11 protein-coding genes are annotated in these 11,244 nt (G+C 68.9%); 4 read left to right on the plus strand and 7 right to left on the minus strand.

The window, feature by feature from the left end; genetic code table 11:
* Positions 1 to 163 precede the first annotated feature (163 nt).
* Complete coding sequence (locus AC1MEY_RS20225; protein ID WP_480227187.1) at positions 164 to 1,615, minus strand: catalase; 1,452 nt, start codon at positions 1,613 to 1,615, stop codon at positions 164 to 166.
* Positions 1,616 to 1,709: 94 nt separating this feature from the next.
* Positions 1,710 to 2,207, minus strand: coding sequence for a hypothetical protein (locus AC1MEY_RS20230; protein WP_480227188.1), 498 nt, complete (start codon positions 2,205 to 2,207; stop codon positions 1,710 to 1,712).
* A gap of 162 nt (positions 2,208 to 2,369) precedes the next feature.
* On the opposite strand from AC1MEY_RS20230, the gene AC1MEY_RS20235 reads away from it, so the two are divergent.
* Positions 2,370 to 2,543 (plus strand): CsbD family protein, encoded by a 174-nt coding sequence (locus AC1MEY_RS20235; protein ID WP_480227189.1) that lies wholly within the window; start codon positions 2,370 to 2,372, stop codon positions 2,541 to 2,543.
* A gap of 20 nt (positions 2,544 to 2,563) precedes the next feature.
* On the opposite strand, the gene AC1MEY_RS20240 is transcribed toward AC1MEY_RS20235, so the two are convergent.
* From AC1MEY_RS20240 to AC1MEY_RS20250, 3 genes are all read right to left on the minus strand, one after another.
* Positions 2,564 to 3,628 carry a DUF4185 domain-containing protein gene (locus AC1MEY_RS20240; RefSeq protein ID WP_480231588.1) on the minus strand — a complete coding sequence of 355 codons (1,065 nt, stop codon included), beginning with the start codon at positions 3,626 to 3,628 and terminating at the stop codon, positions 2,564 to 2,566.
* A 116-nt stretch (positions 3,629 to 3,744) separates the two neighbouring features.
* Positions 3,745 to 4,779 (minus strand): aspartate-semialdehyde dehydrogenase, encoded by a 1,035-nt coding sequence (locus AC1MEY_RS20245; protein ID WP_480227190.1) that lies wholly within the window; start codon positions 4,777 to 4,779, stop codon positions 3,745 to 3,747.
* On the minus strand, positions 4,780 to 6,045 hold the full coding sequence (locus AC1MEY_RS20250; protein WP_480227191.1) for an aspartate kinase: 1,266 nt from the start codon (positions 6,043 to 6,045) through the stop codon (positions 4,780 to 4,782).
* Between the two features lie 116 nt (positions 6,046 to 6,161).
* Between AC1MEY_RS20250 and AC1MEY_RS20255 the strand changes: the two genes are divergently transcribed.
* Positions 6,162 to 6,764, plus strand: a complete 603-nt coding sequence (locus AC1MEY_RS20255) for a nitroreductase family protein (protein ID WP_480227192.1) — start codon at positions 6,162 to 6,164, stop codon at positions 6,762 to 6,764.
* Here the strand turns inward: AC1MEY_RS20255 and AC1MEY_RS20260 are convergent.
* Both AC1MEY_RS20260 and AC1MEY_RS20265 read right to left on the minus strand, forming a co-directional pair.
* Positions 6,761 to 7,744 (minus strand): linear amide C-N hydrolase, encoded by a 984-nt coding sequence (locus tag AC1MEY_RS20260; RefSeq protein ID WP_480227193.1) that lies wholly within the window; start codon positions 7,742 to 7,744, stop codon positions 6,761 to 6,763. The two genes, AC1MEY_RS20255 and AC1MEY_RS20260, sit on opposite strands and share 4 nt — an antisense overlap.
* Before the next feature lie 45 nt (positions 7,745 to 7,789).
* Entirely contained in the window at positions 7,790 to 8,263 is a 474-nt protein-coding gene (locus AC1MEY_RS20265; RefSeq protein WP_480227194.1) for a hypothetical protein, read from the minus strand.
* Positions 8,264 to 8,507: 244 nt separating this feature from the next.
* Here AC1MEY_RS20265 and AC1MEY_RS20270 point away from each other — a divergent pair, with 244 nt between their 5' ends.
* On the plus strand, positions 8,508 to 9,761 hold the full coding sequence (locus AC1MEY_RS20270) for an ammonium transporter (RefSeq protein WP_480231589.1): 1,254 nt from the start codon (positions 8,508 to 8,510) through the stop codon (positions 9,759 to 9,761).
* A 117-nt stretch (positions 9,762 to 9,878) separates the two neighbouring features.
* Entirely contained in the window at positions 9,879 to 11,192 is a 1,314-nt protein-coding gene (gene glnT / locus AC1MEY_RS20275) for a type III glutamate--ammonia ligase (RefSeq protein ID WP_480227195.1), read from the plus strand.
* Positions 11,193 to 11,244: the final 52 nt, after the last annotated feature.

Below are 11,244 nucleotides of genomic sequence, written 5' to 3' on the forward strand. Positions count from 1 at the left end.
TTCTCAATGGTCCCACAGACCACATCGGAATTACAAGGGTGCGATTCAAACCGGCGTGTCGCGGTGCCGCCACTCCCCTCCCCACACGCGAGACTGCGGTGAGATCGCTTCCCGGCCTCGGAAGGCGATCCCACCGCAGTCTCGGCGTAAGAGCGGTTCGGCGTCAGCCCTGTCCGGACCGCACGCCCTCCTCGACCTTCTTGCCCAGGTCGGGGTCGACGTTGGTCCAGTACTCGAAGACCCGCGACAGCACCGGCTCCTTCACGCCATCGGAGACGTGCCCGATGATGTTCTGCGCCAGACGCTCCCGGGCTGCGTCGTCGAGCACGTCGCGGACCAGCGTGCCCGCCTGGCTCCAGTCGTCGTCCTCGGCGCGCGGCGTGTAGGCCGCGCGGACCATGTCACCGTCGCTCGCCCAGTGCGCCTCGGCGACCCGCTTCGGATCGTCGGCGACCGGGCCGCCCATCGAGTTCGGCGTGTACACCGGATCGGTGGCGAGCTTCATCCGCATCGCGCCGTCCTTGGAGTAGGCGTTGACCTCCACGTGGGGCTCGTTGACCGGGATCTGCTTGTAGTTGACCCCGAGTCGCGCGCGGTGCGCGTCCGAGTACGAGAACCCGCGGGCCAGCAGCATCTTGTCCGGCGACAGGCCGGTACCGGGCACCACGTTGTTCGGTTCGAACGCCGCCTGCTCGATCTGCGAGTGGTAGTCGACCACGTTGCGGTCGAGCGTCATCGTGCCGACGTCGATCAGCGGGTAGTCCGAGTGCGGCCACACCTTGGTCAGGTCGAACGGGTTGATGCGGTAGGTCTTGGCGTCCTCGAACGGCATGATCTGCATCTTGAGCGTCCAGGTCGGGTGGTCGCCCGCCTCGATGGTGTCGTACATGTCGCGCTGGTGGTAGTCGGCGTCCTCGCCGGCGAGCCGGTCGGCGTCCTCCTGGGTGAGGAAGTCGATGCCCTGGTCGGTCTTGAAGTGGTACTTGACCCAGAACATCTCGCCCGCGGCGTTGATCCAGCTGTACGTGTGGCTGGAGTAGCCGTTCATGTGCCGCCACGACTTCGGGATGCCGCGATCACCCATCAGCCAGGTCACCTGGTGTGCCGACTCGGGCACCAGCGTCCAGAAGTCCCACTGCATGTTGTGATCGCGAAGGTTGTTGGCCGCCATGCGCTTCTGCGACCGGATGAAGTTCTGGAACTTCATCGGGTCCTTCATGAAGAACACCGGCGTGTTGTTGCCGACGAGGTCGAAGTTGCCCTCGGTCGTGTAGAACTTCAGCGAGAAACCGCGCGGGTCGCGCCACGTGTCTGGGCTGCCGCGCTCCCCCGCCACGGTGGAGAACCGGGCGAGCATCTCGGTCTTCACGCCGGGCTGGAACACGGCCGCCTTGGTGTACTGGCTGACGTCGTGGGTCACCTGGAAGTGACCGAAGGCCCCGCCGCCCTTGGCGTGCGGCTGGCGTTCGACGATGCGCTCCCGGTTGAAGTTCGCCATCTGCTCGATCAGATAGTGATCCTGGAGGAGGAGCGGACCATCCGGCCCCACCGACAGCGAGTGCTCCAGACTGGGTACCGGCGCACCCGAATCGGTGGTGGCGATCTTTTCGGTCATTCTGTTCTCCTCGTAGTCGGCGGGGGCTGAGCCGCAAACGAAACCTGGGGTACCCGCGTCGCGGATACCCCAGGACCGTACGACCGAAAACGGGTCAGCGTGGCGGAGTCGGGAGGGTGCTCGGCGTTTGGCCGGATCCACCGGAGCCGTCCGGTCCGCCGGGCCCGAACACCCCGCCGGGGCCACCGGGGCCGAAGTTGCCGCCGGGGCCACCGGGGAAGACGAAACCGGGGCCGGGTCGCAGCATCGGACCCATCGGGAACACCTGCGGGGGCGGGCCCTCGCCCCGGTGCGCCATCGCGTCGCCGCGGTCGGGGCCGCCGCGGTGCCCCGCGCCGGAGTGGGCGCCGAGCATGAACCCGGTGCCGAAGATGATCGCGACGATGAACACCGCACCAGCGGCGATGCCGACCCATGCGGCGATCAGCGGCACCCGACTCTGCCTCTGCACCGGCTGCGGCGGCAGCACGTAGCCGGGAGGTGGACCGTACTGCGGCGCGGCGACGGGGTGGATGGGGCCCGTGGCCGGGTCGGCGGGGGTGTCCCCCACCGAACGTTCGGGAGGCGTCGAGGACGGCGTCGGTTCGCTCATGGGAACGATGGTGGTCGCCGAGGCCAAGCATCGGCGCAGAACCGTATGTGAATCACCTGTGAAGACGGGCGGACGGGGCGTCTCGCGGTTTCGTCGCGAGCGTCAGGAGGTACCCGACTGCCACGCCCGGAGTTTCTGGGCAGTGAAGAGAAGGAGTCGAACATGAGCTTTGTCGACAAGGCCAAGAACAAGGCCGAGGACATCGGCGGCCAGGCCAAGGAGAAGGCCGGCGACGCCACGGGCGACGAGAGCACCAAGAACGAGGGCAAGGCCGACCAGGTCAAGGCCAACCTGAAGGACGCGGGCGAGAAGGTGAAGGACGCCTTCAAGAGCTAGCGAATTCCCGATCGGGCCCGTCACCGAGGTGACGGGCCTGATTGCTGTCCGGGCCTCATCGGGTTCACCGCGAACTGGATCACCCGGTACGGGGCGTTGTCGCCGCGGGGCGTGGTGTTCCACTGGCTGACGAACACGCGCACCTCGTCGATGGTCGAGCCCGGCGAGATGTACCCGCCGTAGGGCTGGGCGAGCCGGTTGTCGGTGGGTGCGGGGAGGTCGTCGGCGCGCTCGGGCCAGTCCCCCGCCACGACCACGGTGGTGACCGGCGCACTGCCGAGCAGCGTCGGATCGTCGGCGACGCGGATCTCCATGTTGCCGGTCGTGGCGTTGAAGTACGACAACACCGTCTTGCCGTCGATCTGCCGGATGCTCATCTCGCCCACCGCGTCCTCCCACAGCGGCACCGGCGGCCTGCCCCAGCCGCCGCCCGGCCCGGACCAGGCCTGCCAGGCGCCGCGGTCGGTGAACTCCTGCGGGGTCACGCGGTACAGCTCGACGGGCGCGCTGCGATCGAAGTCGTTGGCCACCACGTACACCCAGCCGCGTGCCGAGTCGGGCCGCGGAATCGGGTCGTAGTAGCCGCTGATCTGCGACTGCCTGCCCTCGGCCCAGGCCACGTCGCGCCGCGAGCCGGGCACGGTGGGCCAATCTCCCCCTGCGGGAAGCGCCTTCACCAGCCGGGACGTCGCGGGCACCAGGTCCGTGGTGGTGGTCACCAGCATGTAGTTCTCGCGGTTGATCGACACGATGCCGGCGGGCAGTTGCGAGGTGCCGGGGGCCGACCGGTCGGCCAGCAGTGGCGTGTCGACCCCGGTGACGCCGTCGTAGCGCACCCCGGACGGGTCGTCGATCGACTCAGTCTCGACGTGCAGGGCGATCGGCGAGAAGTGCCGCCCGAAGGCGACGCCCTGGCCTGCGAAGCTGTCACCGCACACCTGCAGGATGCCGCTCGGGAACTCCATGAACTCGCACAGGTCCGTCGCGCCGATCCCGTAATCCCTTGTCGGCGTTCCGGTTCCGGCGGTCGGTCCGATGCGGACCACCTGGCCGGGCAGCAGCGGCGGGAGCGCGGGCCCAGGCATCGGCGCCGGCGGGTCGGCGTGCGCCTGCGGTGCGGCGATCAGCAGCAGCACCCCGAGCGTCGCCGTCAGCCGTGCCGCGCGGCGCCACCGCGGGACACGGACCGACACGCGGCGCCTCAGAGCTGGGCGGCGAGCAGCTCGGCGATCTGAATGGTGTTGAGCGCGGCGCCCTTGCGCAGGTTGTCACCCGAGACGAACAGCGCGAGGCCGCGACCGTCCGGCACGCCCGGATCCTGCCGGATGCGCCCGACGAGCGAGTCGTCCTCACCGGCTGCCGCCAGTGGCGTCGGCACGTCGACGTAGGTGACTCCGGCTGCACCGCTGAGCAATTCGCGCGCGCGCTCGGGCGTGATCGGACGCTCGAACTCGACGTTGATCGACAGCGAGTGGCCGGTGTACACCGGCACGCGGACGCAGGTCCCGCTCACCGCGAGGTCGGGCAGGCCCAGGATCTTGCGGCTCTCGTTGCGGAGCTTCTGGTCTTCGTCGGTCTCGCCGGACCCGTCGTCGACGAGCGACCCGGCCAGCGGCACCACGTTGAACGCGATGGGTGCGACGTACTTCTCCGGCGCGGGGTAGCTCAGCGCCGACCCGTCGTGCACGAGTTCGCGACTGTCGGCGACGACGGCGGACGCCTGGCCGAACAGCTCCTCGACACCGGCGAGCCCGCTGCCCGAGACGGCCTGGTACGTCGAGGCGATCATCCTGGTCAGTCCGGCCTCGTCGTGCAGCACCTTCAGTACCGGCATCGCCGCCATGGTGGTGCAGTTCGGGTTGGCGATGATGCCCTTGGGCCGGTTCGCGGCGTCGCGCTCGAAGTTGACCTCGCTGACGATGAGCGGCACGTCGGGGTCCTTGCGCCACGCCGACGAATTGTCGACGACGACCGCACCGGCGGCCGCGAACCGCGGCGCCTGCACCCGCGACATCGTCGCGCCGGCCGAGAACAGGGCGATGTCGATGCCGCTGGGGTCGGCGGTCTCGGAGTTCTCGACCTCGATCTCCTGGCCGCGGTACGTCAGCTTCTTGCCCTCGGACCGCGCCGAGGCGAAGAACCGCACGCTGGTGGCCGGGAACTCACGCTCCTCGAGCAGGCGACGCATCACCTGACCCACCTGGCCGGTCGCGCCGACCACACCGATCGACACCATTTAGATTCCACTCCCCGCATACACGACCGCGACCTCTTCGCCGCCGAGACCGAAGGCCTCGTGCAGCGCCGCGACGGCCTTGTCCAGCTCGGTGTCCTTGACCAGCACCGAGATTCGGATCTCCGAGGTGGAGATCAGGTCGATGTTCACGCCGACGTCGGCGAGCGCCTCGCAGAAGGTGGCCGTCACGCCGGGATGACTGCGCATGCCCGCACCGACCAGCGACACCTTGCCGATGTGATCGTCGTACAGCACTGCGCTGAAACCGATCTCGTCCTTCAGCGCCGTCAGCTTCTCGACGGCGCCCGGTCCGCTTTCCCGCGAGCACGTGAACGTGATGTCGGTCTTGCCGTCCTCGATCTTGCTGATGTTCTGCAACACCATGTCGATGTTGACGTCGGCATCGGCGACCGCGCGGAACACCTGGGCGGCATAGCCCGGGACGTCGGGCAGCCCGACCACCGTGACCTTCGCCTCGCTGCGGTCGTGGGCCACCCCAGTGAGAATGGCATCTTCCATGGGGATGTCCTCCATCGATCCTGTGACGAGCGTGCCCGGCTTGTCGGAGTACGACGACCGGACGTGTATCGGAACGTCGTAGCGGCGGGCGTATTCCACGCAGCGCAGCATGAGCACCTTCGCGCCGGCTGCCGCCATCTCGAGCATCTCCTCGAAGGAGACGGTCGAGAGGTGCCGGGCGTTGGGCACGATGCGCGGGTCTGCGGTGAAGATGCCGTCGACGTCGGTGTAGATCTCGCAGACGTCGGCGTCGAGCGCGGCGGCCAGCGCGACGGCCGTCGTGTCGGATCCGCCGCGGCCCAGCGTCGTGACGTCCTTGCTGTCCTGGCTGACGCCCTGGAAGCCGGCGACGAGGACGATCAGGCCCTCGTCGAGCGCCTCGCGCAGACGGCCCGGCGTGACGTCGATGATCTTGGCGTTGCCGTGCGTGCTGGTGGTGATGACGCCGGCCTGCGATCCGGTGAAGGAACGGGCCTCGGCGCCGAGCGAGGAGATGGCCATCGCGACGAGCGCGTTGGAGATCCGCTCGCCGGAGGTCAGCAGCATGTCCATCTCGCGGGCGGGCGGAGCGGGGTTGACCTGGCGGGCCAGGTCGAGGAGGTCGTCGGTGGTGTCGCCCATCGCGGACACGACCACGACCACGTCGTTGCCGGCCTTCTTGGTCTCGACGATGCGTTCTGCGACGCGTCGGATCCGGTCGGCGTCGGCCACCGACGAGCCGCCGTACTTCTGGACGACGAGCGCCACGACATGCCTTTCTGCCTACTCGAGGGCCCCCGGGGCCCCTCCCGCGATTCCCGTCAAGGATAAGGGGTATCCGCACCCGATTTTTCCCTCGCCGTCCGCCGGTAGCGTGAGACACCGTGACCTCCCGTCCCGCCGACCGGTCGGCACCCACGCTGGTGCCCATCCACCCGGACCTCGCAGCGAGGTGGAGTCCACGGGCCTTCGACCCCGGTGCCGACGTTTCCGCTGGCCAGCTGACCGCGCTGCTCGAGGCGGCGCGGTGGGCGGCGACGTGGGGCAATCGTCAGCCGGTCCGGTTCGTGGTCGGGGTCCGCGGTGACGAGACCTTTGTCGCGCTGGCCGCGACGCTGAAGCGCGGCAACTCCTACGCCCACGCCGCGGGGGCGCTCGTCCTGGTCTGTGCCGACGAGGGCGACGACGAGAACACCGCCCGCTACGCGGCGGTCGACGCCGGGGCGGCGATGGCGAACCTCAGCGTGGAGGCGGTGTCCCGCGGTCTCGTCGTGCACCCGATGGCCGGGTTCGACGCCGACGCCGCGCGGTCGGCGTTCGGCATCCCCGACGGCGTACGACCGATCGCCGTCGTCGCGGTGGGCACGCTGGGCGACTACGCCGACGCCGCGCCCGAGATCGTCGAGCGGGACTCCCGGCCGCGCGAACGCCTGCCGCTGGCCGACGTCGCGTTCGCGGGTCGCTGGGGCCTACCGCTGGAGCGTTAACCCACCGCGAGGAACGCGAACGGGGCGGCCTGCTCGAAGCTCGAACTGGCGTCGCCGGCGTAGATCGTCTTCTCACCCTCGCCGAGGCTGAGCCGCAGGACGGGCGCGCCTTCGGTGAAGTCGATGTTCTTCAGCTCGACCCAGAACGTGTTGGGCGACAGTGCGGATTCGAAGAAGTAGCGCAGCGCCTTGTGGTCGATCGCGGTCCGCCAGCGCGTGGAGGAGATGTTGGGTTCGTCCGACGTCGCGATGCCGTACGGGGCGGACACGTTGCGCATCACGCTCAGCACCGACGCGGCAGCCACAAGCGGGTCGTCGGTCTTGGGGATCGCATCGACGTAGAACGACGCGCGCACGAACCGGTCGGCGGCGCGACTGGTGCCGGGCAGCATCACGGTGCCGCCGATCTCCTTCCAGTACTCGGTGATCGCGAGTTGCTTGGAGAAGATGGGTGAGTTGGTCATCACCTGGTACTGCCTGCCGTGGTGGATCACCTGGTGGCCGTCGATGTACTCGACGATGGCGCTGTCGCCGCTGGGGTCCGAGATCGCCAGGTGCACCGTCGCCGACAGGTCCTGACCCGGGATCTCAGCGGTGGCCACCCGCAGGGGCGTCGCCGTCAGCGCCGCCACCGCGTCGGACACGGTCGCGAAGTTGTCCAGCACGTACTGGCCCCACAGTGACACCGAGACGGCCGGTCCGTCGGCGGTCGGCGCGGGGTACTCGGATTCGGCCAGCCACAACAGGTTGACGGCCAGACCGACTTCGTTGACGCCGTCGGTGGTCGCGATGTCGAAGCCCGAGGCCATCACGCTGCCGTACGTCGACGTCCACTCCGGGGAGCCCGGTCCGGCCTCTCCCGTGCGCGTCATCCCGCGCGGGAACGCCCACAGGCTGGTCCCCATCTCGGTCTTCCAGTCCATCGAGCGACCGGTCACGACACGATCGTTGGTTCCGAGGTAGACCACCCGTGTGCACATGGGCTCACTCTAGGACGGGGGCAGGGGCGAGCGGGGCGACACCGTTCACGCCGGGCACGCCTGCGACAGCTGGCCGACCCGTGTCTCGAACTCGTCGTTGAAGGCGGTCACCACCATCGCCAGCGCCTGGGGGCCGTTACTGCCCGGCGCGGTCGCCCGGGTCTGCGCGTTGAAGTCGATCTTCGCCCCGACCAGGCGGTCGATGGTCTGCGCCAGCTCGCGGGCCTGACCCGCCAGGCCGTCTGCCGTCACCTTGTCGGCGCGGTCGGACATCCCGTCGGACCACGCCCGGTAGTCGATGTCGCTGGGTTCTCTCGCCGCCTCGTAGGAGCCCTCTTCGGGAACGTGGGTCTTGGCGTTGAGCGCGTCGACCTCGGCCTTGTTGTAGGACAACAGCTCTCGCACCGGCGCGCACTCCGCCGATGAGTACTCGTTGCGGAAGAACAGCCACCAGATGCTGCCGCCGATGAGGAAGGCGACGAGCACCACCACGGTGAACAGTGGCCGGCGTCGTCTCACGTCTCGACTCTGGCACGAGGCCGCGGTCGGCCGGTCACCCGGGCGGTCCGGATTGCCTCGCGGTGTCCCGCGGTGAACGGTCGGTTACGCCGCTCCCAGGATTTGCTACGGGAACTGTTACATCACCGCAACATCGCGCGTGTTTCCACGTAACACGAGCGTCAGTTACTGCCAATGAACGGTCCGTCGAGTGGCCGCCACGTGTTCCAACGAAGCGCGAGAAGGAAGTACGACGATGGATGTAGTGGATACCGGCACCACGGCTTTCATGCTGTGTTGCATCATCGGGCTGACGCTCATGATCCCTGGCCTGGCGCTGTTCTACGGCGGCATGGTTTCGGTGAAGAGTTCGACGAACATGATGATGATGACGTTCGGCGCGGTCGCGATCGTCGGCGTCCTCTGGGTGCTGTTCGGCTTCTCGATGGTGTTCGGCACCTCCTACGGCGGCTTCGTCGGCAGCTTCACGGAGTTCGCCGGCATGAAGGACCTGCTGGAGTCGCAGACCACCATCTCCGGGTTGCCGGTGAGCCTGTTCGCGTTGTTCCAGGCGCTGTTCGCGGCGATCACCGTGGCGCTGATCTCGGGCGCCGTGGCCGACCGCATGAAGTTCGGCGCGTGGATGCTGTTCGCGACCGTATGGGCCGTCCTCGTCTACTTCCCCGTCGCCCACTGGGTGTTCGCGTTCGACGGCGTCGTGACCGAGAACTCCGTCGGCGGCTGGATCGCCAACAGCCTCGGGGCGATCGACTTCGCCGGTGGCACCGCGGTGCACATCAACGCGGGCGCCGCGGCGCTGGCGGTCGCGATCGTGCTCGGCAAGTCCGCGATGTTCGGCCAGCTGCGCAAGCCGCACAACGTCCCGCTGACGCTGCTCGGCGCGGGCCTGCTGTGGGCCGGCTGGTATGCGTTCAACGGCGGATCGGCGCTGGCCGCGGGCAACTCGGCCGCGATCGTCATGGTCACCACGTTCGTCGCCACCTGCGCGGCGACGCTGGCCTGGCTCGCCGTGGAGAAGGTCAAGGACGGCCACGTGACCGGCGTCGGCGCGGCGTCCGGTGCGATCACCGGCCTGGTCGCGATCACTCCCGCCTGTGGCGCGGTCACGCCGGTCGGCGCCATCTTCGTCGGCGCCATCGCCGGTGCGATCTGCGTCTACGCGGTGGGCCTCAAGTCGAAGTTCGGCTATGACGACTCCCTCGACGTCGTCGGCGTCCACCTCGTCGGCGGCGTGGTCGGCACCCTGCTGATCGGCCTGTTCGCCAGCGAGGGCATGCCCAACGGGATCAACGGCCTGTTCTACGGCGGCGGCATCGAGCAGTTGGGCAAGCAGGCGGTCGCCGCGTTCGCGGTGATGGCCTACTCGTTCGTCGTCGCGTTCGCGATCGCCTTCGCCATCAAGAAGACGATGGGCATCCGCGTCTCGCCCGAGGAAGAGGAACAGGGCATCGACGCGGCGTTCCACCGCGAGTCCTCCTACGACATGGCCACCTCGTGACCGTCGTCTGACCCAGGGACCCCGGCCGGCGCGCTCACCCGCGTCGGCCGGGGTTCTTCGCGCTGCACGTTGTTTCACGCGGTGATACTTTGATTCTTGACAAGAGACGGGGCTAACATGACGACCGACACCGGATCCCTGGCGGAGCGCGCCGCCGCAGCGGGCACGACGTTCATCCTCGCGCTGTTCGTGGACCTGCGCGGCAAGCCGTGCGCGAAGCTCGTCCCCGTCGAGGCGGTCGACCAACTCGCCACCGAGGGCGTCGGTTTCGCCGGGTACGCCGTCGGCGCGATGGGCCAGGAACCCAAGGACCCCGACCTGGTGGCGATCCCCGATCCGGCGTCGTTCACCCCCATCCCGTTCATCAAGGACGGCCTCGCGATCGTGCACTGCGACCCGCACGTCGAGGGGCAGCCGTGGCCGTACGCGCCGCGCGTCATCCTCAAGTCGCTGATCGCCCGCGCCGGTGACGCCGGCTTCGAACCGTGGGTCGGCGCCGAGGTGGAGTACTTCCTGCTCAAGCGCGACGACGCCGGCGGCCTGGTGACCGCGGACGCCGACGACACCGCCGACCAGCCCTGCTACGACGCCCGCGGCGTCACCCGGATGTACGACCACCTGACCACCATCTCGACGGCGATGAACGCCCTCGGCTGGGGCAACTACGCCAACGACCACGAGGACGGCAACGGGCAGTTCGAGCAGAACTTCCAGTTCGCCGACGCCCTGACCACCGCCGACCGCGTGGTGACACTGCGCTACCTGCTGTCGATGATCGCCGCCGACCGCGGCATGATCGCCACCTTCATGCCCAAGCCGTTCGCCGACCGCACGGGAAGTGGCCTGCACCTGCACCTCTCGCTGACCAGCGGCGGCACGCCGGTCTTCCCCGACGACGCCGACGACCGCGGGCTCGGCCTGTCCGACACCGCGTACGCGTTCATCGGCGGCATCCTCGACCACGCCTGCGCACTGCAGGCCGTGATCGCGCCGACGGTCAACTCCTACAAGCGAACTGGTGCGGTGACGACCGCGTCCGGTGCGTCGTGGGCACCGCGGACGCCGACCTACGGCGGCAACGACCGTACCCACTACGTGCGGGTGCCCGACGACCAGCGCGTCGAGCTGCGCGGCGGGGACGGCTCGGCCAACCCGTACCTCGCGATCGCCGGGGCGCTCGGCGCGGGCATCGACGGCATCAAGCGCAGCCTCGACCCGGGTGCCCTCGGCGCGGGATCCGGCCGCACCCTGCCGCCGACCCTGCTGCACGCCGTCGACGACCTACAGGCCGACCCCGTCCTGACCGGGGTGCTCGACACCGTCGGCGACGGCGTGTCCGGCTACTTCGCGAACCTCAAGCGCGAGGAGTTCTTCACCTACCACGGCACGGTCAGCCCGTGGGAGGTCGACCAGTACCTCACCGCCTTCTAGCGATTCGTGCACACGCAGCCGCGCTCACCGCGGCTGCGCGTGCACGAATCAC

This window comes from Mycobacterium sp. PTI7 (assembly GCF_056679845.1).